This window comes from Brevibacterium sp. H602 (assembly GCF_051172395.1).
In the GTDB taxonomy this organism is placed as follows: domain Bacteria; phylum Actinomycetota; class Actinomycetes; order Actinomycetales; family Brevibacteriaceae; genus Brevibacterium.
In genome coordinates this window covers 38,620-62,363 of sequence record NZ_JBPIZD010000017.1, presented here as the reverse complement: position 1 = coordinate 62,363, position 23,744 = coordinate 38,620, and the positions used below count along the sequence as shown (strand labels likewise).

Below are 23,744 nucleotides of genomic sequence, written 5' to 3'. Positions count from 1 at the left end.
CAGCGTCATCGTCTCAGCGACGGACCTTCTTGACGATGTTCTCGATATCGGAGCCGAACGCGTTCTCCGTCGTCAGGTAGGTCCACGTCGACGACGGACGTTTGAGTCCGTGCGACTCGAGGTCGATTCCCTCATCGGTGATCGTCGCTTCCTCGATCGTCGACTTCGAATCGTCGATGACATCGGACCAGAACGATGAGAAGACGCGGATCGACTCGGTGTTGAATGCCTCGTGCGGCTTCTCCCTGGCGAAGGTGCGCAGGTGGATGCCCTCACGCAGATCGTTGAGGAAGGCGAGGTGATCGACCCAACGCGCGTCGAGGTGGAAGAGCATGACCTCGCGCAGCACCGAGTCCAGCAGCTCCTCGGAGTGGTCCTCCACGATCTCATCGGCACGGTCGCCGAGCTCCTTGCGCAGCTGCTCGACGGGCTCGTCGTCCTTGCGGATCTCGGCTCGGCGCTCGAGGACGAGCTCGCGCTGTTTGGCCATGAGCTCATTGAAGCGCCAGGTGTCACGATGCAGCGCGGTGTTCTGTCCTTCGGCGATGCGCTGAGCGTGTTCGACGAGGCCGAGTGCGCGCTTGGATTCGATGAGGCCCGTCTCATCACCTTCGGAGACGAAGCGTTGGATCTCGGGAACCCTGGTGACCAGTTCGTCTTCGAGGCTGGTGAAGAACACGGACGTGCCGGGATCGCCCTGACGACCCGCGCGACCGCGCAGCTGGTCATCGAGTCGGGACGATGGATAGCGACCGGCACCGATGACGAGGAGGCCCCCGGCGTCAGCGACCTCGTCGTCGGCCAGACGGATGTCCGTTCCGCGTCCGGCCATCTGCGTCGACACCGTCACCGCACCGGGGGCACCGGCTTTCGCGATGATCTCCGCTTCCCGGGAATCGTCCTTGGCGTTGAGGACGGCGACGTCGATTCCGCGTTCGGTCAGCCGTTCGGCCAGCGACTCGCTCTCGGCCACCGAGGAGGTTCCGATGAGAACGGGACGGCTGCGGGCATGATGGTCGGCGACCTCTTCGACGATCGCTCGTTCCTTCGACTCCTGATAGGTGAACAGGCGGTCGGGTTCGTCCACGCGGACCACGGGCAGGTGCGTGTCGATGGGCACGATCTCCAGCCCATAGAATTCGCGCAGATCGTCCCCGACGGCCAGTGCGGTGCCGGTCATTCCGCAGACGGTCTGATATCCGTGGATGAGCTCTTCGACCGTCATCTGATCGAGGATCTCACCGCTGTCGGTGGCGTCGAGGCTCTCCTTGGCTTCGACCGCGGCTTGGAGTCCGTCCGGCCAGCGCTGGAGTTCGGCGACGCGGCCTCGGGACGAGGAGATGAGTTTGATCCGTCCATCCACGACGAGATAGTCGACGTCGCGTTTGACCAGCGCCCTAGCGTGGAGGGCCAGGTTGACGGCGGCGAGAGTCTCGGAGTCCTCTCCGAAGAGTTCGACGTCGAGTTCCTCCTCGACCCGGTCGACTCCGACGTCGGTGAGTGAGACGGCATGCCTGTCGGCGCTGACCTCATAGTCGGTGTCCGGGCTGAGCTGGGACACGAGCGCTGCGATCGCGGCGTCGGTGTCCTGGACACTCGAAGAACCGGCGAGGACGAGCGGCACACGCGCCTCGTCGATGAGCACGGAGTCGGCCTCATCGACGATGACGACATCGCGTTCGGGAACCCGTTGATCGGCATCCTCGGTGAGGAACCGGTCACGGAGGACATCGAAGCCGACCTCGGTGACCGAGGCGTAGACGACCTCGGAGCGGTAGGCTTCACGGCGTTCGTCGTCGCCCTGCGCGCCGGAGATCGCGGCTGACTTCACTCCGAGGAGGTCGAAGAGGGGCTTCATCCAGTTGCGGTCACGGACGGCCAGGTAGTCGTTGACGCTGACGACGTGCACGCGTCGTCCCTGCAGTGCGTAGCCGGCTGCGGCCAGCGCACCGACGAGGGTCTTGCCCTCACCGGTGGCCATCTGCACGATGCTGCCCTGCAGCAGCCCGACGAGTCCGCGAAGCTGTGTGTCATAGGCGCGTTCGTCCAGAACACGCTCACCGGCCTCGCGCGCCAGAGCACAGTAGCGGATGAGCGTCTGCTGATGTGTGCCCGAACCGAAGACCTCGCCGGCGGCTTCCGTGAGCTCGGCATCGCTGAGCTCGGAGAATTCGCGCCCGGCCGCGTCCAGATCGGCGACGGCGCGCTCGAACCAACCTGTCGTCTTCTCCGCATGAGAGCCGGGTCGGTTGAGCAGGCGAGAAAAGAATCCCATTGTCGTCCTTCGTCGTTTGTACGTCGATGTCGAGTCTAGCGTTCAGGACATGGGCCACGAACCGTCGACGACGGCCTCGGCGTTGCCCTTCTTCCGCAGCCAGGCCTGCAGTCCTGCCGCCTGTGAGCGCTTCCAATCGGCCTGTGCGGCCATGATCTCATCGTTGCTCATCGCTGAGATTTCCGTCGACTTTTCGGACAATGCTCGGGAAATGTCCAGAGCGGCCAGAGCGTCGGCGGCAGCATCATGGGCGTCGAGGAGTTCGACGCGGTAGGTCTTCGCCGTCTCGATGAGCGTCCGTTTGCCCTTGCGGTAGGGATCGATGTGCTTGTCGACGACGAAGGTGTCGACGATCGTCGGGATGATCGCGGGAAAATCGATGTCCGGGCGGTGGCGGGCCACCTCGGCGGCCATCACACTGAGGTCGTAGACGACGTTGTGTCCCACGACGACGGCGCCCTCTTCTCTCAGTGCGGCGAATTCTGCGCACAGCTCGCTGATGACCTGAGTGGCGGCCGCTCCGTTGGCCTGAGCGAATTCAGTGGTGATGCCGTGGACCGCCCGCGCTGACTCGGGAATCTCGATCCCCGGATCGGCTAGCCACGTGCGCACCTGATCCGCCGAGTCGACAAAGGCGGCGGTGACGATTCGAGCTGTGGCCGGTTCGACTCCGGTGGTCTCGAGGTCGAAGCCGACGAGCCGCGACTGAGCCCACGGCCCGCCGCTCCCGTTCCGTGCTGGCGACTCAGAGGACTCGGCGGACTCGGCAGACACGGGTGACGCGGACGCCGTTGCGGTGCGCCCAGGTGCCGCGGTGCGTGCGGATGCCGCACCGGCGGACCCCGACACGGATTCGAGAGCACTGGTGAGATTGTCGACGGAGCGGCGGATGTTCTGCCCCTCTGCCGCGCTCTCGACCGCGGTGCGGTCGAAGCTGTTCGGGACGGTGTCGAGGTCGATGCCGTGGTCGACGTCGGTCAGGCAGCGCATGACCTCCAGGGTCGTGTACAGGGTCTCTTCGACCTCGATGATCGTCGCGGCTCTCTTCGGACTGAGCCCGCCGGTCTTCACCCCGGCCTTGGCGGCCTTGACGATCGACTCGAGGGAGCCGAAGTTCTCCAGCAGGGTCGCGGCGGTCTTCTCCCCGATACCGGGTGCTCCGGGAAGCCCGTCGGACGGGTCGCCGCGCAGTGCGGCGAGCTCGCGATAGCGGGTGCCGTCGGGCACGCCGTAGGCGGTCGGCAGGTCGGTCTGTGCCACGGCTTCCCACTCGCCGCCTTTCCGAGGGCGCAGTACGCTGACATCGGCGGACGAGTCGAGCAGAGCCAACAGATCACGGTCGGGGGAGACGATGACCACCGGGGTTCTCGACTGGGCGGCCATCGTGGCGATGACGTCATCGGCTTCGGTTCCGTCCACCTCGGCGATGGGAATCCCCGCGGCCGTGAGGACGCGGTTCATGATCGGCAGCTGCACGGCCAGCTCCGGTGGGATCTCTGTGCCGGCTTCTTCGTCCTTGACACGCGCCGCCTTGTACTCGGGCATGATCGCGGTGCGGAAGGCCGGGCGCCAATCCGCGTCCATCGTCGCGATCACACGATCGGTGTCGAACCGGCGCACCATCTGGGCGATGGTGTCGAGCACCCCTCGAACGGCGTTGACCGGGTCACCGTCGGCATTGACGATCGAATCCGGCACCGAATAGAAGGCGCGGTAGTACAGGGCTGGAGTATCGAGCAGAACCAAGGGCTTCACATCAGGTGACGATACCCGACCCTCCTGACACAGGTGTAGCCGCAACGGCCGACGGTGTAGCCTGTCGGCTGTGACTATGTACTTTGGTGGAGATGTTTACAGCAGTGTCGACCCATTTGCGACGGCGCTGGGATATGCGGACGGAAAGGTCTCGTTCATCGGTTCCGATGAGGCGGCCAAGGCTCTGGACCCGGAGGCGATCGACCTCGGTGAGGACTTCCTCACCCCGGGCTTCGTCCACGCCGGGCTGATCGTGGACGACTCGGCCCCGTCGGCCGCCGACCTGTACGCACAGGGGTTCACCCATGTGCACGCGATCGGCAGCGCCGAGGCGGTCGGCCGGTTCGCCGCCGGCGCTCCGGAAGCGCTGTCGATCGTCGACTACCCGCAGCTGGACTCCGGTTCCGCCGAGAACCGTCGCGCCTCGATCACCGCCACTGACCTGCTCGGGCTCGAGGAGCTGCCGGCACTGAGCCTCTTCATCCTCGTCGCATCGGTCGACCAGCTCACCGAGGTGCTCGAGACCCTGCGAGCCGATGCCGCTCATGCCCAACGCCACGGGTACCGTCTGCGCCTGGACTTCGCCGTTCCGGACGATCAGGTCCAAGCCCTTGGTCGCAGCGGAATCGCCATCACCGTCGACCCGGCTCGCCCGCAGCCCTTGGCTCAGTTGCTCGCCGCCGGAGCGCAGGTGTCCTTCAGCCATTCCGAGACCTCGCCTTGGGCAGGAGTGCGGGATGCCGTCGTCGGCGACGAAGGGATCGGCGCCCGTGCGGCCTTCAACGCTGCCACCCGCTTCGCCCACCGCGCGGCCGGTAATCCCGAAGGCGGAGTGCTCGCCCCCGGTGCCGATGCCGATATCGTGCGCTGGAAGGTCGAACGGCTCGTCGTGCAGGTCGCCGACCCGCGCGTCGCAGCCTGGAGCACCGACCCGCGGTCGGGTACACCGGGGCTGCCCGAACTGTCTCCCGATGTGGCTCTGCCCACCCGGGTGGAACTCTGATCCGAAGCCGACGCTTCGGCCTGTCCAGCCGACACGCCGATGGACTGAACATTTCGGTTCTTCAATTGAGCCTCTGACCTGCAGTTTCAGCCATCAGCCCAGGTCACAGCGATTTTGCAAAGTCTCCGGCGGCCACTAGATTCGACGTGAACATTCCGCTTGATGTGGGATGGAGCCGGCACTCCCGTCAATAGATAACTCGCTGCTGCGGCAGCGTGGTCCGAAGGCGGGGGTGTCGACTCATTGTCTGGGGCGACTTCCGCGTATCGTGGAGTCCGTGCTTTCCAAGATTCTCGTCGTCATCCCCACTTTCAACGAACGTCTCGCCCTCCCCGTGACCCTGACCGGACTGTTCGAGCAGCAGCCCGAAGTCGACGTCCTCATCGTCGACGACGGCTCTCCCGATGGAACCGGCGAGTGGGCCGATGAGCAGGCTGAGAAGGACCCCCGCATCAACGTCCTCCACCGCAGCGAGAAGTCAGGCCTCGGAATGGCCTATATCGCTGGATTCGAATGGGCATTGGAACGCGACTACGAGATCATCTGCGAGTTCGATGCCGACGGTTCTCACCGCTCACTCGACCTGCGACAGCTGCTCGATGCCGCGGCAGAAGGGCGAGGGGACCTCATCATCGGCTCACGGTGGGTGCCCGGCGGCGAGATCGTCGACTGGCCGAAGTCCAGATACTTCCTCTCCCGCGGCGCGAATGTCTACGTCAACGCTGTCATGGGTCTGGGAGTCAAAGATGCGACTGCCGGTTTCCGCGCGTACAACCGTTCTGTGCTCGAGGCACTCGATCTCTCCGGTGTGCAGTCGCAGGGATACTGCTTCCAGATCGACATGACCTACCGCACCGTCGAGGCCGGCTTCCGCGTCGCTGAGGTGCCCATCGTCTTCGTCGAACGCGAGCTCGGTGAATCGAAGATGAGCGGCTCGATCATCACCGAGGCGTTCACGAAGGTCGCCGGCTGGGGCCTGACGCGCCGCCGCGGTCAGCTGCGCCGCCTGCTGACCCGCTCCACCCCCACCACCTAAATACCCCCCCCTTACTACCTGACGGCGGCCCAGCAACCTCGCGCCAGGTTGTTGGGCCGCCGTCAGGTAGCAATAAGGGGTGCAGGTCTGTTGACCTGCACCCCTTATGTGCGCTTGTTGCGGTTGTATCAGCTCTGGGCCGGAACCTCACCGCGACGGATTGCGAGGCGCTCGTCGAGGAGCACCTGGAGCTCGTCGAAGGATCGGCGTTCCAGGAGCATGTCCCAGTGGGAACGCACATGCTTGACGGGCTCGCCATCGGGTTCGTTGACTCCGACGCGGACACCGATGCCGTGGATTCCCGAATCCCAGGTCGAGGGGACTTCGGCTTCGATGGAGAACGGCACCTTGAAACGGGTCCCGTCTTCGCATTCGAATTCGACCATCTGGCGGGGTGCCGGCTCGACGCCCTCTTCGGTTTCGAGGCTGCGCGAGCCCAACTGTGTTCCGCGGAGACTGCGTTCGCTCATATCTAAGACCTTCCGACTCGACTGCACACCTTGGACGCAATGTAACAGTCTACCGTGCTCGGATATTCCTCGCCGACTGGCCACGGCGGCATTCGTGCAGCGGCCCGTGTTCCGGGGCCGCCACTGCGCTGAAAGGCAGTCGCTGCACGAGGAGAAAGTGTTGCATTCGCGGCCGAATCCTCGGTCTATCCGCGTCGGCTGGCCAGCACGTCGAGGCCGAGCTCGACATCATCGGTGACGATCCCGTCGACTCCGAGATCGAGCAGCGACCGCATCGTCGCCTCGTCATTGATCGTCCAGACGTGGACGAGCAGACCTGACCGGTGAGACCGGTCGACGAAGTCCGCTGTGACCACGGGGATCCCCTTGAACGTTGCCGGGACCTGCAGCGCGTCGACACCGGGCGGCAGGGGCGCGGCACCGTGTGCAGGGACCCCCGGGATCCGACCGAGGGCGAAGAGGGCGGTCTCCGTCGTTCCCGTCGACGTCCGCACACCGGGCAGAGCTATGCGCAGCCGTCGGAGCGTCGTGGAATCGAAGGAAGCGAGGCGGATGCGGTCGGCGGCATGGAAATTGTGAACGAAGCGGATCATCGGGCCGATGCTGTGGGCGGCTTTGACATCGATGTTCCATCGCACCTGCGGAAGTGCTTCCACCAACGCCTCGAGGCGAGGGAGCCGACCCCCTGCGAGGAGTTCGACTCGGTCGAGCTCGGCTGCCGGCAGTTCCCGAATGGTGTGGTCCAGCCCGGCAATGCGATTGAGGTCGGCATCGTGCGCGGCGAAGAGGATTCCGTCGGCGGAGGCGTGGACGTCGGTCTCCATCCACTCGACTCCGGCCGACGCGGCAGCGGCGAAGGCCTCAAGGGTGTTTTCGCTCATTCCCGGCCACAGGCCGCCTCGGTGCGCGATGATCTCTGGGTCCGCGATGACCTCCCGCTGGGAATTCATGGTCCAATCCTAACCAGAGTGTTGATTTCGCCGAGGCTGTGTTCAAGGATGGAGCCATGAGCTCACACCGCGAACCCATCGAACCCGACGACGTCATCGACGCGACCGCGAAGACCCCGACCGAACGTGCCCGCCGGGCCGCCGGACGCGCATACAGCGTCGCGAGCACAGGTGTGAAGAACGTGCGTGAGGCGGCTTCGACCTCCCGCCTCATCGAAGCCACCGAGAACGGTGTCAACCGTGCACTGGGTTCTGTTTCGCACGCGATCGATGATGCTGTGCGCAGCGGCAAGATCGAACGCGCCTTCGACCGGGCGCAGGAGACCGTGACGACGGGAGCCGAAGGTGTCCGGAAGCTGGTGACGCGCAAGTCCCGCTGACCATCACCGGCTCGGGTCTCTCACGCCCGTCGAGGTTCCGAGGACCAGCGGCACGCGGACTTGCTGTCGTGAGCAGACTCTCATCCATGTGGCACACCGTTTCGGTGTGCCACATTGCTTTTGTAACAGTTCCTTAACTAGAATCTGTGAAGATAACGATCAGATAACTTGGAGTTTCTCCTCGAGCGCGCTGGTGCGAGAGGTCTTCCCATTGCATCTCCGAGTTGCCGAGACACTCTCTGATGACGACGAGGAACACCACTGTGGGCAGACACTCAGCACCGAGCACCAAGAAGACCGGCTCGATCTTCTCAGCGCTGGCGGCGAAGAAGAAGACCGGACGCCACGCACCGACCGACCGCCCGAACACCGCTGGGGGAGTGCTGGCAGCAGTCCGCACCCGTCCGGTGCTCTCCGCCTTCATCGTGCCGACGGCCGCAACGGCGGCCGTCGTCGCGTCGAGCCTTGCCATGGTGCCCAATGATGCCTCCGCGGGCGGCCAGGTCGTTGCCGAAGCGCCGGCCGAGGCTCCCGCGGTTGCCGTCTCCGAACCGACGAAGGCCGCGGATGAGTTCCTCGCCAAGGCGAAGAAGCAGGCCAAGGAGAAGCCCGCAGAAGTCACGATCGACACTCATATCGAGACCCCCAGCCCCGAGCCGTCGAAGACCGCAGACAAAAAGGATGAGGCCTCGACCGGCGGGTCCGCGGATGAGAACGACGGACCGTCGAACTCCGGCAAGTCGGCCGGCGAATCCGGCAGCTGCCCCATGTCCTACTACGGCGGCGGTGACGGATTCGACGGGAAGCAGACCGCCAACGGCGAGATCTTCGATACGAACAAGCTCACCGCGGCCCACAAGACCCTGCCGTTCGGCTCCAAGGTGAAGATCACGAACAGCGCGAACGGTAAGTCCGTGACGGTGCGCGTCAACGACCGCGGCCCCTACCACGGCAATCGGTGCTTCGACCTGTCCAAGGCCGCCATGGAGGCCGTCGGCGGTGTCGGCGCAGGACAGATCAACGGCAAGTACGAAGTGCAGTGACCCCAGCGGTGAGCTGCTGACTGCCCACCTCACTCATTGAGCTCCGCCGCGGCCCGTGCACGATCGTGCAGGTCGCGGCGGAGCTGTTTCGGTGAGAGGACCTCGACCCCGGGCACGGTGACGAGCTGACTGACAGCCACCTCGTCGGGTTCCATGGGAAGGTTGATCTCGATGATGTCGCGGTCCGTCCGCCCCGCGTTGACGGCATCCTCGGTGAGTCGGCCCGGCACCGCGCGCAGAAGGTCAGCGACCTGGTCCACAGGCAGTCGCAGTCTCACGCATGTCCGGCGAATCGAGGTGTCGAATTCGGCCTGCGCATTTGTCCAGTAGTCGGCGAGGTCGAAATTCGGTGGGGGAGTGCAGCGGAGGAATCGCAGCTCGGCTGAGCCGATCCGTGAGACGCGATAGGTGCGGGGTCTGCCTCCCGGCGGCTGAGCCGCGAGATACCAGCGACCGGCCTTAATGACGAGCCCCAGCGGCAGAAGCGTGCGCGATCGCAGACCGTTCCGTCCGCGATACGTGATTTGCAGTCCCCGCTGAGTGCGCAGTGCGGTGACGATGGTGTCGAGCTGCTCGGGATCCTCCTTGGCCATGAACCAGTCCGGCCCGTCGACGAGGATGAGCTGCGAGAATACCGATGACGATTCGGTGAGAACTTTCGCTCGCGCCGTGGCCAACGCGGACGAGAAGCCGAGATCGGCCGCAGCAGGGGAGCCGATGAGCAGGGAGTCGAGTTCGTCCCGGGTCAGACCCGACACCGGCGAGACCCAGTCGCCGAGGAGGCTGATCCCGCCGCCGGGTCCCGCCTCGGTGATGACGGGAACGCCCATCCGCGACAGCTCACCGAGGTCACGGTAGATCGTCCGCTCGGTGACCTCGAGGCGTCGCGCGAGATCGGCTGCCGTGATCGGCCGAGAACGCGCACCGAGGATGACGATCTCCGAAACGAGGCGAGCAGCTTTCACAATTCTGAGAATAATGAAGGACACTGACACGAGATGTCAGTGGAAGCGGATGAGACTGGTCCCATGATCACACCGACACCGGAATCAGCTCACGCCACCGACCCCGCCGACTTCGCTCCGTTCTCCCAACGTGCGCTGAACGGCAAGGTCGCACTCGTCGCCGGAGCCACCCGAGGAGCCGGCCGCGCCATCGCCCGTGACCTCGCACGTGCCGGCGCCTTCGTCCACTGCACCGGCCGATCGACCCACGGACGTCCCTCCGACTACGGACGCACAGAGACGATCGAAGACACCGCCGCCCTCATCACCGACGAAGGCGGCCAAGCCGAAGCCCACGTCTGTGATCACCTCGATCCCGCCCGGATCTCACAGGTGATCGACCAGATCGACACCGACCACGGCCGTCTCGACATCATCGTCAACGACATCGGGGGAGAAGCCTACGTCGAGTGGGGCACACCGTTCTGGGAGACCGAGCTCGACACCGAGATGCGTCTGTTCCGGGCGGGTCTGCTCACTCACCTGCACACCGCACATGCCGCCCTGCCCCTGCTCACACGGAATCCGGGCGGTCTCCACATCGAGATCACCGACGGCACCGCAGAGTTCAACGCGAGCCATTACCGGGAAAATGTCTTCCTCGACCTCACGAAGACGGCCGTGAGCCGACTGGCCTTCGGACTCGGCCACGAACTCGACAAGGTGGAAGCGACGGCGGTCGCCATCACCCCCGGTTGGCTGCGGTCGGAGATGATGCTCGATCACTTCGGAACCAGCGAGGACAACTGGATGCGCGACTCGCTCGACGAAACCCGCACCGAACCGCCACGCGATTCTGCGATCTCCGAGACGCCTCATCTGCTCGGTCGTTCCGTTGTCGCACTGGCCGCCGATCCCGACCGGCACAGCTTCAACTCGACGACGCAGGACACCCACGGATTGGCCGCCTACTACGGATTCAATGATCTCGACGGTTCGCGACCCGATTCGTGGAGCTTCATCACCGCCCTCGAGAACGACCCTGCGGCAGATCCCCGCGAGTTCCGCTGACCGCTCGGGCGAGTGCGGATTCCGCACTTGCCGAATCCGTCTTGGCACGGGCCCGGGACCTCGTTAGTCTGAAGCCACCCCAATCGCTTCAGGAGGAGTTCGCCGTGTCCGCAGAGACCCGTGACGTCGTTATCATCGGAGCAGGCCCATCGGGCCTGAGCGCCGCCCGTCGGCTGCGCAAGGCCGGACGCAGCGTCATCGTGCTCGAGGCCCGTGACCGTGTGGGCGGCCGCACCTGGACCGAACACATCGACGGGCAGATGTTCGAACTCGGCGGACAGTGGATCTCCCCGGACCAGACCGCGCTGCTGGCCCTCGTCGACGAACTCGGCAAAGAGACCTACCCGCGGTACCGTGACGGAGACAGCGTCTACATCGCCCCCGACGGAACTCGCACCGTCTATTCGGGGGAGATGTTCCCGGTGGGGGAGTCGACCCAGTCCGAGATGGAGCGCCTCATCGGCATCCTCGACGAACTCGCCGCCAGGATCGGTCCGAAGGCCCCCTGGGATGCCGAAGACGCAGCCGAACTCGACTCGATCTCCTTTCATCACTGGCTGCGTCAGCGGTCCGAGGACGAACTCGCCTGTGAGAACATCGGACTGTTCGTCGCCGGCGGCATGCTCACCAAACCCGCCACCACCTTCTCGGCACTCCAAGCGATCCTCATGGCCGCCTCGGCGGGATCGTTCACGAATCTCGTCGACGATCACTTCATCCTTGATCGTCGCGTCGTCGGCGGGATGCAGTCGGTTTCGGTGCAGATGGCCGAGGAGCTCGGCGATGACATCGTCCGTCTGCAGCAGCCGGTGCGCCGGATCGAATGGTCGGAGACCGGAGTCAGTGTTTCGACCGACGAACTGACGGTCAGCGCAGGCCAGGCGATCGTCGCCGTACCGCCGAACCTCTACTCGCGCATCAGCTATGACCCACCTCTGCCGAGGCTCCAGCAGATCTTCCATCAACACCAGTCGATGGGTCTCGTCATCAAGGTCCACGCCACCTACGACACCCCGTTCTGGCGCGAAGACGGTCTGTGCGGAACCGGTTTCGGCGCCTCCCGTCTCGTCCAAGAGGTCTACGACAACACGAACCACGGTGAAGAGCAGGGCACCCTCGTCGGCTTCATCTCCGATGTCAACGCCGACGCCATGTGGGCCCTGGACGAAGAATCCCGCCGGACGAAGATCCTCGAAGCCCTCGCCGAATTCCTCGGCCCGAAGGCACTCGACCCCCGAGTCTTCTACCTCTCCGACTTCGGCGCGGAGGAATGGACCCGCGGAGCCTATGCGACGAGCTACGACCTGGGAGGTCTGCACCGCTGGGGACCGTTCCAGAACGACCCGGTCGGGCCCATCCACTTCGCCAGCTCCGATATCGCAGCCGAAGGCTACCAGCACGTCGACGGAGCGGTGCGCATCGGCACCGCCACCGCCGAGAGGATCCTCGGCGAGAAGTCCTGAGATGAGCAGTACACAGCCGTCACCGTCGACGAACACGAGCGGACTGAGCTCCAAAGGACTCTCCGCCGGCAAGATCGGAGCCATCGGGGGAGCTGTCATCGGCATCTCCTGCATCGCTCCGGCCTATACGCTGACCTCTGGACTGGGCCCGACGATCTCCGAGGTCGGGGTGCACACCCCGGCCGTGCTGCTCATCGGCTTCGTGCCGATGCTCCTCGTCGTCTTCGGCTACCGCGAACTGAATACCGCGATGCCGGACTCGGGTACGACCTTCACATGGGCGACCAGAGCGTTCGGGCCCTGGCTGGGCTGGATGGGCGGATGGGGGCTCGTCGCCGCCACCGTCCTCGTGCTGTCCAACCTCGCGGCCGTGGCCGTCGACTTCCTCTTCCTCCTGCTGTCCCAGGTGTTCTCCGATCCGTCCATCGCCGAACTCACACGAGTGCTGTGGATCAACATCCCCGTGACGATCATCCTCACCGCCGCTGCGGCCTGGGTGTCCTATCGGGGAGTCGAAGCCACCGAGAAGCTGCAGGTGTGGCTCGTCGCCTTCCAGGTGCTGGCCCTGGGCTGGTTCGTCGTCGCCGCGATTGTGCAGGCTTCCAACGGCACCTCCTATGATCCGACCCCGGTGTCTCTCGACTGGTTCAATCCGCTGTCCGCCGGCGACTTCTCCACCGTCGCGGCAGCCGTATCGCTGTCGATCTTCCTGTTCTGGGGCTGGGACACGGTGATCACGATGAACGAGGAGGCGAAGGATCCGGAGAAGACTCCGGGCCGCGCTGCCATGCTCACGATCATCGCGATCGTCATCATCTACATCGCCTGCACGATCGCCGTCATCTCCTTCGCCGGAGTCGGCACCGAAGGCCTGGGTGCGGGCAACCCCGATAACCAGGAATCGATCTTCGCCTCGCTCGCCGGCCCGGTCATGGGGCCCTTCGCAGTGCTCGTGTCCATTGCGGTGCTCTCATCATCCCTGTCCTCGCTGCAGGCGACGATGGTCTCGCCCTCGCGGACGATCCTGGCGATGGGCCACTACGGGGCGCTGCCTGAGAAGTACGGCCGGGTCTCTCCCCGCTACAAGTCCCCGTCGGTCGCCACCGTCACCTCGGCGGGCGCCGCGATCATCTTCTATGTCGTCATGCGCCTGCTCTCGGAGAACGCTCTGTGGGACACGATCACTGCGCTGGGCCTCATGGTGTGCTTCTACTACGGCATCACGGGCCTGGCCTGCATCTGGTACTTCCGACGCAGCCTCTTCGCCTCGACCCGCACGTTCTTCTACCGGTTCCTGTTCCCTCTCATCGGGGGAGTGACCCTGCTGGTCATCTTCGTCACCACCGCAATCGACTCGCTCGACCCCGACTACGGATCCGGATCCTCGGTCTTCGGCGTCGGACTCGTCTTCGTCCTCGGCATCGGGGTGCTGGCCCTGGGCGTGGTCATCATGATCATCCAATCCGTCCGCCATCCCGACTTCTTCCGCGGACGCACCCTGAAACAGGGAGTCGACGCGGGGTGATCGAGCAGCTGGTGGCTCTGCGCCGAGTCCGGGACCGCATCGACCGCGAATTCGACCAGCCCTTGAGCGTGGAGGCTCTGGCCTCTGGCGTGCACATGTCCGCCGGTCACCTCAGCCGTCAGTTCAGATCGGCCTTCGGAGAATCGCCGTATTCGTATCTCATGACGCGCAGGATCGAACGGGCCATGGCCCTCATCCGCCGCGGTGATCTCACGATCACCGAGATCTGCTTCACCGTCGGCTTCTCGTCCTTGGGCACCTTCAGCACCCGTTTCAGCGAACTCGTCGGACTCTCACCGACCCGCTACCGCGACGGAGTCGCCGCAGGCGAGCACCGGCTGCCGACGATCGTGGTGAAGAATGCACTGCGACCGGTCAGGAATCGAGAAGTCCCACCGCGCTGAGCAGTCTACGATTGCTGACATGGACATCTCGATCAACGCCAGCTTCCTGCCGCACACCGATGCAGAAGAATCCCTGACCTTCTACCGCGACATCCTCGGCTTCGAGCTGCGCCTCGACGTCGGTGCCGGACGCATGCGCTGGCTGACGGTGGGACCGGTCGGCCAACCCGACACATCGATCGTGCTCACCCCGCCCGTGACCGACCCGACGATCAGCGACACCGAACGGGAGACCATCGAAGGTCTCATCGCCAAGGGCAGCTATGCCGCGATCGTACTCGCGACGCCGAACGTCGATGAGGCCTTCGCCGAGGTGGAGGCCAAAGGCGCCGACATCGTGCAGGAGCCGATGGACCAGCCCTATGGTCTGCGAGACTGCGCCCTGCGGGACCCCGCCGGGAACATGATCCGCATCCAGCAGAGAGGCTGACACCGGTGCACACTGCAGACAGCCACGACCTCATCCGCGTCAGCGGAGGCCGGGAGAACAACCTCAAGAACGTCAGCGTCGAGATCCCCAAACGCCGCCTCACGGTCTTCACCGGCGTCTCCGGCTCCGGCAAGAGCTCACTCGTCTTCCACACCATCGCCGCCGAGTCCCAGCGGATGATCAACGAGACCTACTCCGCCTTCGTCCAAGGCTTCATGCCGGCGATGGCCCGACCAGAAGTCGACGTTCTCGAGGGACTGACGACGGCCATCCTCGTCGACCAGGAGCGGATCGGGGCGAACCCGCGCTCCACGGTGGGCACGGTCTCTGACATCAATGCGAAGCTGCGCACCCTCTTCGCGCGTCTGGCAGAACCGAACCTCGGATCGACGAACGCGTATTCCTTCAACGTCGCCACCCTGAGCGGCAAGGGCGCGGTGACCATCGACAAGGGCGAGGGCAAACAGGTCGAACGGAGGTCGTTCTCCGTCAACGGCGGCATGTGCCCGCACTGCGAGGGCATGGGCACAGCCACGGACATCTCCATCGCCGAGGTGGTCGATGAGTCGAAATCCCTCAATGACGGAGCCATCACCGTCCCCGGGTACAAACCCGGCGGCTGGTCGGTGCGCATGTTCTCCGAATCCGGGTATTTCGACCCCGACAAGCCGGTCGGCGACTTCGATGAGAACGAGCGGCACTACCTGCTCTATGCCGAAGGCGAGAAGGTCAGGATCAACGGCACGAACATCACGTTCGACGGGCTGATCCCACGGATCCAACGCTCGTTCCTGTCTAAGGATCGGGATTCGATGCAGAAGCACATCCGCGAATTCGTCGACCGTGCCGTCGTCTTCACCACTTGCCCCGAATGCGCAGGGACACGGCTCAACGCCGCCGCCCGGTCCTCGCTGATCGCCGGGAAGTCGATCGCCGATGTCTGCGCTCTGCAGATCTCGGACATCACGGGTTGGTTGGACCAGATCGAGCCGGGAGCCGCCTCGGCGCTGCTCGATTCCCTGCGCGCCGATGTGCGCGCTTTCAACGACATCGGACTCGGATATCTGTCCTTGGACAGATCGGCTGGATCGCTGTCCGGGGGAGAGGCGCAGCGGATCAAACTGGTCCGCCACCTCGGGTCCTCGCTCACGGACGTCACCTACGTCTTCGACGAACCGACGATCGGCCTGCACCCGCATGACATCCGATCGATGAACGAACTCCTGTTGGCGCTGCGGGACAAAGGCAATACGGTGCTCGTCGTCGAACACAAACCCGAGACGATCCTCATCGCCGATCACATCGTCGATCTCGGACCCGGGGCCGGCAGCAACGGGGGAGAGGTCACCTTCACCGGCACCGTCGACGGCCTCCGGGCATCCGATACGCTCACCGGTCGCCACCTCGGGTACACGGCGTCGCTCAAGGAAACGGTGCGGGAACCGGCGGGAGCGCTCGAGATCCGCGGTGCCGGGTCGCACAATCTGCGCGATGTCGATGTCGATGTGCCCCTCGGCGTGCTCACCGTCGTCACCGGCGTCGCAGGATCCGGCAAGAGCAGCCTCATCGAGGGGTCCCTGCGGGGACGTGATGGGGTCGTGATGATCGATCAGGCGCCGATCAAGGGATCCCGGCGCAGCAACCCGGCCACGTATACGGGAATGCTCGAGCCCATCCGGAAGGCGTTCGCGAAGGCCAATGGGGTCAAGCCCGCCCTCTTCAGCGCGAATTCCGAAGGTGCCTGTCCCGTGTGCAACGGCGCCGGAATCATCTATTCGGATATGGCGCTCATGGGCGGCGTGTCCGCACCTTGCGACGAGTGCGAGGGCAAAGGGTTCCAAGCCGAAGTGCTCGAGTTCACCTTGGGCGGACTGAACATCCGCGAGGTCCTCGACCTGCCGGTGGACGCGGCGATCGAGCATTTCGGTGCGGGGGAGTCGCGTATTCCCGCGGTCGTGAAGATTCTCAAGATCCTCGCCGAGGTGGGACTCGGCTATGTCAGCCTCGGGCAGCCGCTGACGACTCTGTCAGGGGGCGAGCGGCAGAGACTGAAGTTGGCGGTCCATCTGTCGGCGAAGGCCGCGGATGCCGCGCAGGTGATCATCCTCGACGAACCGACGACCGGGCTGCACCTGGCCGATGTGGAGAACCTGCTGCAACTCCTCGATGGGCTCGTCGATTCGGGGCGGACCGTCATCGTCATCGAACACCATCAGGCCGTGATGGCTCACGCCGATCACATCATCGACCTGGGGCCCGGTGCCGGACACGACGGAGGTTTGATCGTCTTCGAGGGCAGCCCGGCTCAGCTGGTCGCCGGCGCGAAGGCGAATGGATCGCTGACCGCGGAGCATCTGGCACAGTACGTGACCTCCTGACTGGGGGAGCCGCTCCCCTTCAGGCCCCACTCAGGTTCCGCGGAGGCGATTCGGATGCTGAATTCACGGTCTCGGGTTCAAATGCGGCAGTTGATTCGTTACGGTGTATAACGGCTCGGTAACGACCGGGTTACAGAACCGAAATGCAGTCGTACTTTGGAGAAGACACAGTGAACCTCTACAGCACAAGCCTCCGCAAAGTCGCCCTGCTCGTCGGCGCCGGCGCTGTCGCAGCTGCCGGACTGACCGGTATGAGCGCAGGGCAGCCGGCCCAGGCATCTGAGAAGGGCGTCTGGGACAAGGTCGCCGAATGTGAATCCGGCGGAGACTGGCACATCAACACCGGCAACGGATACTACGGTGGACTGCAGTTCTCCAAGCAGACATGGAACGGCTTCGGCGGTTCGGGCACTGCGGACGAGCACAGCAAGCAGGAACAGATCCGTATCGCTCAGAAGGTCCTCAAGGAGCAGGGTCCGGGCGCATGGCCCACCTGCGGTGAGAAAGCCGGACTGACGAAGTCCAATGGCGCTGCCGATGACGGAGGCAGCAAGAAGGACGATGGCGGCAAGAAGGACGACGGCGGCTCTGGCGACAGCGGTAAGGTCGGCCTCGGCGGCAACGTCACCGTCGGCAGCTGAGACCGCACGATGAACTGACGATCGACGATCTGCAGGCATGAACACGTGCTTTGAGATCGTGATCGCGAAATGGCCGTGAGTGACCTGTGCGTCGCTCACGGCCATTTCTGTCGGTGACGCTCGTTGCCGTGTATTGGGTTTTCGCTGCGACGGTTTCTTTCGAGGTATCTAAGACTCCTCTCGTCTATGGATGCAACGCCGATAATATACATTATGTTAAGTAAAGACATTGAGCCGCTCCCCGCGGAGCGCAGTTACAGTTGAATCCGGCGATCTGAGCCTGTGATCCATCGGTCCGACATCAGGAGGCGAAATGGCGACGAAGCAACCGGCAATGCGACCGACAGGTGAACCCGTCGATGACGTGCTCGACCGTGCAGGCGCTCCCAGGCGTGCCGGGGCCGATCGTCTGCGTGAGATTCTCGCAGAGATCTCCGGCGAGGAACCAGTGGTGTGGGCCTCACGGATCATCGGATTCGGCGAGGTCGAGTATCGCTACGAATCAGGACATGGCGGCACGATGCCGGTTCTCGCGTACTCCCCTGCCTCGCGTCAGCACACGATCTATCTCACGAGCGACTATGAGGACCGTTGGCCCGACCTTGCCTCCAGGCTCGGCAAGTACCGCAGTGGCACGTCGTGCCTCTATCTCACTCGATTGATCGATGTCGACGAATCGGTGCTGCGTGAACTCCTCAAGCGCACTCGTGACCTCACACTCGCCGAACGGTCCGACTGATAGCATGTGTACTGAACGGTAATTCAGATCACAGTAAGGGGCGCCTCCATGACCGCAGACACCACAGCCGTGCATACCGCCGAAACGGCGTCCACCTTCAAGCTCTGGAAGAAGATGCAGGAGATGCCTCTGGGCGGCCTTGTCGGTTCCTGGCTGTTCTCTCAGGGCATCTGCTTCAAAGCACCCTACTTCCGTACTGTGCGCCCGCAGATCAGAGAGCTGCGACCCGGTCTGTGCCGCGTCACTGCCCCCAACCGCCGTGGAATGCACAACCATATCGGTACCTACCACGCGATCGCGTCGTGCAATATGGCCGAAGTCGCCGCCGGAGTCATGACGGAAGCGACCGTGCCTCCCACTCATCGCTGGATCCCGGCGGGAATGGCCGTGGAATACAACGCCAAGGCCAGCAAGGGGCCGGTCACGGCCGTCACCCGGCTTGAGGAGATCCCCGGTTTCGGCGAGGAGAAGTTCGACCTGGTCGTCCCTGTCGATGTCCTCGACGCGAACGGCATCGCCTTCGTCACCGCACGCATCACCATGTACATCTCACCGAAGAAGCGCTGAGCGGCCTCGATCGGCGCCCTGCGATCGCACTCCCCTGGAGGCGATCGTGGGGCGCAGTTTCGTTCACCCGGAATATTTCAACATGCCGCCACCGTCGTGGCCTGCTCCCCTGGCTGTTGGGCGACCGATGATATCCATGCCCTCAGCCGATGTCTGCCGAGCCTGAGCGGCGTCGTTCTGCAAGGCGGGACGGGCATCGGAAATCGCTCCGATAAATCTCGAGTGTTGAGAACTTCTGGTCAAACCATGGTCCTGACCGATCGGTCAGTATAGGTTGTTCCTGTGCACTGCGCGATGGTATACCGATATGGCTCGCCATCCGGCGCCCCTGCAACTCGATAATGAAGTGAGGAGCTGACCATGACTGTGGCCAGCGGTTCGGCCGACTACATCGGTCTCGCAAACGCACCGATTCTCTGGATACTCGCGCTGGCGGTGATGGGCGTCGTCGTCGTCCAATCGCTCATCTATATGACCGCGGTGAAGAAGAACGCCGAGTCCGCGGGTATGAGCCAACAGGAAGTCCGTTCGGCCTTCCGCGCCGGCGGTGTCGCCGCCATCGGGCCATCGCTGTCGGTGGTCCTCGTCGCCATCGCTCTGTTGCCTCTGTTCGGCACTCCCCCGGTCATCGTCCGCGTCGGACTCATCGGGTCCGCCGCCACCGAGGTCGCATCTGCGTCCCTGGCGGCAGGCACCATGGGTGCCAACCTTGGTGATGAGACCTTCACTCGCGGCGTGTTCATCGTCGCCCTGCTGGCGATGAGCCTCTCGGGCGCCGGCTGGATGATCTCCACCCTCATCCTCACCCCGATCTTTAAACGCAGCTCTCACAAGCTCGAGAAGGTCAATCCCGCACTCATGTCGATCATCCCGGGTGCGGCGCTGCTCGCGGCCTTCGCGGCGCTGACCTTCCGTGAGCTGCCGAAGTCACCGACCCACGTCATCGCCGTCATCGTCTCGGCGGTGGTGATGAGCATCTGCCTGCTGCTCGCCAAGACGCTCAAACAGAACTGGCTGAAGGAATGGGGATTGGGAATCTCCCTGCTCATCGGCCTCGTCGCCGCCTACTTCGCCCACTATGCCGGTCTCGGCATGCCCGAAGCCTGAGGAGAGAACATGCCATCGATCATCACATCACCCTCGCACGCGGCATTCGAGCGCACCACCAGCCGATGGGGCTCGATCACGCTGTTCATCGGATTCCTCATCGCCACCTCGGTGCCGTTCTATCTTCTGTTCGTCGCCGACGCGAACATCGACCTCGGAGAGATCCTCAAGGGATTCCTCGCCGTGTTCGCCGTCTACGGCGTCTTCTACATCGTCGAACCTCTCACCTACTTCCCGATCCTCGGACCCGCCGGAATGTACCAGGCCTTCATGATCGGCAACGTCGCGAACAAACTGCTGCCCTCGGCGATCGTCGCCCAGGACACGATCGGAGCGAAGCCCGGCACTCGCAAGGGCGAATACGCGGCGACGATGGCCATCTGCGGAGCCGCGATCATCCACGTCGCCTCGATGGTCATCTTCGTCGGCATCCTCGGCACCTGGCTCGTCTCCCTCATTCCCGAGCCGGTGACCCTCGTCGCGAAGCTCTACATCCTCCCGGCCATCCTCGGCGGTGTCACCGTCCAGCTCATCGCGTCGCTCAAACAGCTGAAGTCGACGCTCATCGCCCTCGGCATGGCGGCGCTGGTCATCCTCGTCCTCGTCCGGCTGGTTCCCGTGCTCGCGCCCGGCGACGTCGCCATCGTCGTGTTCCTGACCATCGTCATCACATGGTTCACCCGCAACAAGGCGGTCACGGACAAGAGACCCGACAGCGACGGCACCGACACCGTCGGCATCAACTGACGGCCGACAAGGGTCGGTGCTCGTCTGCCGAGACTGACCCCCGCATCCGACAATTCCTGCCAAGATGGCACCAGACCTCTGCTGAAAGGACATCATGTCACTCAACTCCGCCCTCCGCTCGTCGATCAGTGCCGATCTCGACCAGACTATCGCCGACTACAAGCAGTTCCACCGCACTCCCGAGCTGTCCATGCAGGAGACGAACACTGCTGCGGAGATCGCCTCCCGGCTCCAGGCCCTCGGCCTGGAGACGCACACTTTCGGCGGAACCGGAGTCGTCGCCGTGATCGAGAACGGCGACGGTCCGGTCATCGGCTACCGTGCCGACATCGACGGGCTGCCGATCAGCGAGGACACCGGACTCGACTATGCCTCCACGGCGGACGGCACTCTTCCCGACGGCGAGACGACGAAGGTCATGCACGGCTGCGGCCACGACACTCACATCACCGTCGGCCTCTACCTCGCCAAGCACCTCGTCGCACACAGGGACCTGTGGTCGGGAACAGTCGTCATGCTCTTCCAGCCCGGTGAGGAGACCGGCCAAGGTGCGCGCGCGATGCTCGATGACGGGCTCTGGGATGAGATCGTGCGCCCCGAGGTCATCTTCGGTCAACACGTGTGGCCCGGCGCCGCCGGTCACCTCTACGTCAGCAGCGGCACCGCCATGGCGATGTCCGACTGCCTGCGCGTGACCGTCAAGGGCAAGCAGGCACACGGATCCCAACCGGAGAACGCGATCGACCCGATCGTCCTCGGCGCCTATATGATCACCCGGCTCCAATCGGTCGTGTCACGCGAGATCTCCGGCCGCGACATGTCGGTCGTCACCGTCGGCACCTTCCACGGCGGACTCAAAGAGAACATCATCCCCGACTCCTCCGAATTCAAACTCAATATCCGCACCTTCACCGAGGAGGTCCGCGCGGTCGTCCTCGACCGGGTCCGCCGCATCATCGAAGCCGAGGCTCTTGCTTCCGGAGCTCCGGAACCCGAGATCGAAGAGATGTATCGGTTCCCGCGGTGCTACAACGACCCCGAGGAGACCGATTCGTTCCTCACCCATGTCGGATCCGAACTCGGCGCCGAACGGGTCCACGTGTCCGAGCCGGCCACCGGCAGCGAAGACGTCGGAGCGTTCGGCGATGACATCGGCGTCCCGTACGTGTACTGGTTCTTCGGCGGCTACTCCCCCGAGAAGTTCGCCGATGGTCAGACCCCTCCCGGGAATCACTCCCCGTTCTTCGCTCCCGACGATGTCGAGACCACTCTCGAGACCGGCATCAGAGCCGCGCTGTCCGCGGTGCTGAGCAAGGTCGGAAAGGACCGCGCATGAGCGAGTCGATGCTGTGGTGGTCGACCCGTGAGCTGGCCCGCCGAATCGCCGCCAAGGAGGTCTCGGCCCGGGAGGCTCTGCAGGTTCATCTCGACCGCATCGATGAGGTCAACCCTGCTCTCAACGCCGTCGTCACCCGAGACGACGAAGCCGCCTTCGCTCAAGCCGATGCCGCAGACGCAGCAACCGCCCGCGGTGAGAGCTTCGGTGCCCTGCACGGAGTGCCGATGACGCATAAGGACACCCACGACACAGCAGGTCTGCGCACGACCTGGGGTTCACCGCTCATGGCCGATCGCGTGCCCGAAACGGATGCGCTCATCATCGCCCGTCTCAAAGCCGCCGGAATCACGACGACAGGCAAGACGAACGTGCCCGAGTTCGCCGCCGGCTCCCACACCTTCAATGAGGTGTTCGGCACAACCGTGAACCCCTACGACCGGACGAAATCGGCTTCGGGATCCTCCGGTGGCGTGGGTGCGGTGCTCGCAGCCGGGATCCAGGCCTCAGGTGACGGCTCCGATATGGGCGGATCGCTGCGGTCGCCGGCCTCGTTCAACAACGTCGTCGGTCTGCGGCCGAGCAACGGCCGTATTCCCCATGTTCGACCGGGCAACCCCTTTGCGTGGCTGTCCCAGAGCGGATTCATGGCACGCACGGTCTCCGATGTGGCGCTGCTCATGTCGGTGGCCTCAGGGCCACATCCTTCGGCGCCGGGATCGATCCTCGAGTCGGGCGGCGTCTTCGACCTCCCGGAGTTCGCACTCGCCTCCGACCGCTCCCCCGACCTTGCCGGACTCCAGGTCGGCTTCAACCCCGACCTGGACGGACTGCTTCCGGTCGAAACCGAGGTGAAGGAGATCGTCGCGTCCGCCGCACCGGTATTCAGCAGCCTCGGTGCACATGTGGACGAGGAGATCCCGGATCTCACGGAAGCCGACGAGGTGTTCAACGTCCGCCGCGCCCTCGACTTCGTGGGCTCCTGGGGCGGCCTGTATGAGGCGCACCCGGACAGAATCAAGGAATCGGTCAGGTGGAACATCCGCATGGGGCTCGACCTCTCGGGCGCCGAGGTGGCTTCGGCCGAATCAGCGCGCACCCGTCTGCACGCGGAGATCGACAGCTACTTCGCCGGACACGACGTCCTCGTGCTCACCACGTGCCAGGTCCTGCCGTTCGACGCGGACATCGAGTATCCGAGACAGATCAACGGTGTGCAGCTGGAGAACTACCTCGATTGGATGCGAGCACTGTGCCTGATCTCGGCGACCGGCTGCCCCGCGATCTCGGTGCCGGCCGGCTTCTCGGCCTCCGGTCTGCCGGTGGGTGTGCAGATCGTGGCGAAGCCGGGCGCGGATGTCGAGTTGCTGCGAGTCGCTCACGCCTTCGAAGCTGCTACCGGACATCACTCCAGACGTCCGGAATTCTGAGCGGCAGTCTTCGCAGGACGCGGCGTCGGTCGAGGCAGGTATGGCATACC

General features: G+C 64.3%; 22 protein-coding genes. 17 read left to right on the top strand and 5 right to left on the bottom strand.

Going from position 1 to position 23,744, the window contains the following annotated elements; translation table 11 throughout:
- Nucleotides 1-13: 13 nt before the first annotated feature.
- Both secA2 and ACSBQT_RS13310 read right to left on the bottom strand, forming a co-directional pair.
- Nucleotides 14-2,275: an accessory Sec system translocase SecA2 gene (gene secA2 / locus ACSBQT_RS13315; RefSeq protein WP_435001903.1), complete on the bottom strand. Its 2,262-nt coding sequence runs from the start codon at nucleotides 2,273-2,275 to the stop codon at nucleotides 14-16.
- 42 nt (nucleotides 2,276-2,317) lie between these two features.
- Nucleotides 2,318-4,030, bottom strand: a complete 1,713-nt coding sequence (locus ACSBQT_RS13310) for a 5'-3' exonuclease H3TH domain-containing protein (RefSeq protein WP_435001902.1) — start codon at nucleotides 4,028-4,030, stop codon at nucleotides 2,318-2,320.
- Nucleotides 4,031-4,106: 76 nt separating this feature from the next.
- On the opposite strand from ACSBQT_RS13310, the gene ACSBQT_RS13305 reads away from it, so the two are divergent.
- Nucleotides 4,107-5,033, top strand: coding sequence for a metal-dependent hydrolase (locus tag ACSBQT_RS13305; protein WP_435001914.1), 927 nt, complete (start codon nucleotides 4,107-4,109; stop codon nucleotides 5,031-5,033).
- 277 nt (nucleotides 5,034-5,310) lie between these two features.
- Complete coding sequence (locus ACSBQT_RS13300; protein WP_435001901.1) at nucleotides 5,311-6,069, top strand: polyprenol monophosphomannose synthase; 759 nt, start codon at nucleotides 5,311-5,313, stop codon at nucleotides 6,067-6,069.
- Between the two features lie 128 nt (nucleotides 6,070-6,197).
- Here ACSBQT_RS13300 and ACSBQT_RS13295 read toward each other — a convergent pair whose 3' ends face one another.
- Nucleotides 6,198-6,539, bottom strand: a complete 342-nt coding sequence (locus ACSBQT_RS13295) for an RNA polymerase-binding protein RbpA (protein ID WP_098731087.1) — start codon at nucleotides 6,537-6,539, stop codon at nucleotides 6,198-6,200.
- A 185-nt stretch (nucleotides 6,540-6,724) separates the two neighbouring features.
- Complete coding sequence (locus ACSBQT_RS13290; protein WP_435001900.1) at nucleotides 6,725-7,489, bottom strand: glycerophosphodiester phosphodiesterase family protein; 765 nt, start codon at nucleotides 7,487-7,489, stop codon at nucleotides 6,725-6,727.
- Between the two features lie 56 nt (nucleotides 7,490-7,545).
- Between ACSBQT_RS13290 and ACSBQT_RS13285 the strand changes: the two genes are divergently transcribed.
- Together ACSBQT_RS13285 and ACSBQT_RS13280 are read left to right on the top strand one after the other, a co-directional pair.
- Complete coding sequence (locus ACSBQT_RS13285; protein WP_410709994.1) at nucleotides 7,546-7,869, top strand: hypothetical protein; 324 nt, start codon at nucleotides 7,546-7,548, stop codon at nucleotides 7,867-7,869.
- 242 nt (nucleotides 7,870-8,111) lie between these two features.
- Nucleotides 8,112-8,912, top strand: coding sequence for a septal ring lytic transglycosylase RlpA family protein (locus tag ACSBQT_RS13280; protein WP_410709995.1), 801 nt, complete (start codon nucleotides 8,112-8,114; stop codon nucleotides 8,910-8,912).
- A 29-nt stretch (nucleotides 8,913-8,941) separates the two neighbouring features.
- Here the strand turns inward: ACSBQT_RS13280 and ACSBQT_RS13275 are convergent, their stop codons facing one another.
- Nucleotides 8,942-9,877, bottom strand: coding sequence for a helix-turn-helix transcriptional regulator (locus tag ACSBQT_RS13275; RefSeq protein ID WP_435001899.1), 936 nt, complete (start codon nucleotides 9,875-9,877; stop codon nucleotides 8,942-8,944).
- Nucleotides 9,878-9,940: 63 nt separating this feature from the next.
- Between ACSBQT_RS13275 and ACSBQT_RS13270 the strand changes: the two genes are divergently transcribed.
- The 13 genes from ACSBQT_RS13270 (at nucleotide 9,941) to ACSBQT_RS13210 (ending at nucleotide 23,694) form a co-directional block, all read left to right on the top strand.
- Nucleotides 9,941-10,927 (top strand): SDR family oxidoreductase, encoded by a 987-nt coding sequence (locus ACSBQT_RS13270; protein WP_435001898.1) that lies wholly within the window; start codon nucleotides 9,941-9,943, stop codon nucleotides 10,925-10,927.
- A 104-nt stretch (nucleotides 10,928-11,031) separates the two neighbouring features.
- A complete protein-coding gene (locus ACSBQT_RS13265; RefSeq protein WP_410709998.1) occupies nucleotides 11,032-12,390 on the top strand; it encodes a flavin monoamine oxidase family protein in 1,359 nt (452 codons plus the stop codon).
- 1 nt (nucleotide 12,391) lies between these two features.
- A complete protein-coding gene (locus ACSBQT_RS13260) occupies nucleotides 12,392-13,915 on the top strand; it encodes an APC family permease (RefSeq protein ID WP_410709999.1) in 1,524 nt (507 codons plus the stop codon).
- Nucleotides 13,912-14,319, top strand: a complete 408-nt coding sequence (locus ACSBQT_RS13255; protein WP_410710000.1) for a helix-turn-helix transcriptional regulator — start codon at nucleotides 13,912-13,914, stop codon at nucleotides 14,317-14,319. The genes ACSBQT_RS13260 and ACSBQT_RS13255 overlap by 4 nt, the downstream gene beginning before the upstream one ends.
- Before the next feature lie 19 nt (nucleotides 14,320-14,338).
- On the top strand, nucleotides 14,339-14,749 hold the full coding sequence (locus tag ACSBQT_RS13250) for a VOC family protein (RefSeq protein WP_410710001.1): 411 nt from the start codon (nucleotides 14,339-14,341) through the stop codon (nucleotides 14,747-14,749).
- Nucleotides 14,750-14,754: 5 nt separating this feature from the next.
- The gene (locus ACSBQT_RS13245) at nucleotides 14,755-17,127 is read left to right on the top strand and encodes an ATP-binding cassette domain-containing protein (protein ID WP_435001897.1); all 2,373 of its coding nucleotides are present in this window, start codon (nucleotides 14,755-14,757) and stop codon (nucleotides 17,125-17,127) included.
- Between the two features lie 170 nt (nucleotides 17,128-17,297).
- Nucleotides 17,298-17,768, top strand: coding sequence for a transglycosylase family protein (locus ACSBQT_RS13240; RefSeq protein WP_410710003.1), 471 nt, complete (start codon nucleotides 17,298-17,300; stop codon nucleotides 17,766-17,768).
- A gap of 313 nt (nucleotides 17,769-18,081) precedes the next feature.
- Nucleotides 18,082-18,507, top strand: coding sequence for a DUF1801 domain-containing protein (locus ACSBQT_RS13235; protein ID WP_410710004.1), 426 nt, complete (start codon nucleotides 18,082-18,084; stop codon nucleotides 18,505-18,507).
- 48 nt (nucleotides 18,508-18,555) lie between these two features.
- Nucleotides 18,556-19,074 carry a hotdog fold domain-containing protein gene (locus tag ACSBQT_RS13230; RefSeq protein ID WP_410710005.1) on the top strand — a complete coding sequence of 173 codons (519 nt, stop codon included), beginning with the start codon at nucleotides 18,556-18,558 and terminating at the stop codon, nucleotides 19,072-19,074.
- 360 nt (nucleotides 19,075-19,434) lie between these two features.
- Complete coding sequence (locus tag ACSBQT_RS13225; RefSeq protein ID WP_410710006.1) at nucleotides 19,435-20,181, top strand: DUF5058 family protein; 747 nt, start codon at nucleotides 19,435-19,437, stop codon at nucleotides 20,179-20,181.
- Nucleotides 20,182-20,190: 9 nt separating this feature from the next.
- A complete protein-coding gene (locus ACSBQT_RS13220) occupies nucleotides 20,191-20,928 on the top strand; it encodes a hypothetical protein (protein WP_410710007.1) in 738 nt (245 codons plus the stop codon).
- A 94-nt stretch (nucleotides 20,929-21,022) separates the two neighbouring features.
- Nucleotides 21,023-22,264 (top strand): amidohydrolase, encoded by a 1,242-nt coding sequence (locus tag ACSBQT_RS13215; protein WP_410710008.1) that lies wholly within the window; start codon nucleotides 21,023-21,025, stop codon nucleotides 22,262-22,264.
- Nucleotides 22,261-23,694: an amidase gene (locus ACSBQT_RS13210; RefSeq protein WP_410710009.1), complete on the top strand. Its 1,434-nt coding sequence runs from the start codon at nucleotides 22,261-22,263 to the stop codon at nucleotides 23,692-23,694. Before ACSBQT_RS13215 ends, ACSBQT_RS13210 begins: the two co-directional genes overlap by 4 nt.
- Nucleotides 23,695-23,744: the final 50 nt, after the last annotated feature.

What these genes read in the sequence shown, in the direction of transcription:
- secA2 (WP_435001903.1), bottom strand. Translation starts at nt 2,275, where the DNA reads ATGGGATTCTTTTCTCGCCTGCTCAACCGACCCGGCTCTCATGCGGAG.
- ACSBQT_RS13305 (WP_435001914.1), top strand. Translation starts at nt 4,107, where the DNA reads ATGTACTTTGGTGGAGATGTTTACAGCAGTGTCGACCCATTTGCGACG.
- ACSBQT_RS13295 (WP_098731087.1), bottom strand. Translation starts at nt 6,539, where the DNA reads ATGAGCGAACGCAGTCTCCGCGGAACACAGTTGGGCTCGCGCAGCCTC.
- ACSBQT_RS13290 (WP_435001900.1), bottom strand. Translation starts at nt 7,489, where the DNA reads ATGAATTCCCAGCGGGAGGTCATCGCGGACCCAGAGATCATCGCGCAC.
- ACSBQT_RS13285 (WP_410709994.1), top strand. Translation starts at nt 7,546, where the DNA reads ATGAGCTCACACCGCGAACCCATCGAACCCGACGACGTCATCGACGCG.
- ACSBQT_RS13280 (WP_410709995.1), top strand. Translation starts at nt 8,112, where the DNA reads ATGACGACGAGGAACACCACTGTGGGCAGACACTCAGCACCGAGCACC.
- ACSBQT_RS13270 (WP_435001898.1), top strand. Translation starts at nt 9,941, where the DNA reads ATGATCACACCGACACCGGAATCAGCTCACGCCACCGACCCCGCCGAC.
- ACSBQT_RS13260 (WP_410709999.1), top strand. Translation starts at nt 12,392, where the DNA reads ATGAGCAGTACACAGCCGTCACCGTCGACGAACACGAGCGGACTGAGC.
- ACSBQT_RS13250 (WP_410710001.1), top strand. Translation starts at nt 14,339, where the DNA reads ATGGACATCTCGATCAACGCCAGCTTCCTGCCGCACACCGATGCAGAA.
- ACSBQT_RS13235 (WP_410710004.1), top strand. Translation starts at nt 18,082, where the DNA reads ATGGCGACGAAGCAACCGGCAATGCGACCGACAGGTGAACCCGTCGAT.
- ACSBQT_RS13230 (WP_410710005.1), top strand. Translation starts at nt 18,556, where the DNA reads ATGACCGCAGACACCACAGCCGTGCATACCGCCGAAACGGCGTCCACC.
- ACSBQT_RS13225 (WP_410710006.1), top strand. Translation starts at nt 19,435, where the DNA reads ATGACTGTGGCCAGCGGTTCGGCCGACTACATCGGTCTCGCAAACGCA.
- ACSBQT_RS13220 (WP_410710007.1), top strand. Translation starts at nt 20,191, where the DNA reads ATGCCATCGATCATCACATCACCCTCGCACGCGGCATTCGAGCGCACC.
- ACSBQT_RS13215 (WP_410710008.1), top strand. Translation starts at nt 21,023, where the DNA reads ATGTCACTCAACTCCGCCCTCCGCTCGTCGATCAGTGCCGATCTCGAC.
- ACSBQT_RS13210 (WP_410710009.1), top strand. Translation starts at nt 22,261, where the DNA reads ATGAGCGAGTCGATGCTGTGGTGGTCGACCCGTGAGCTGGCCCGCCGA.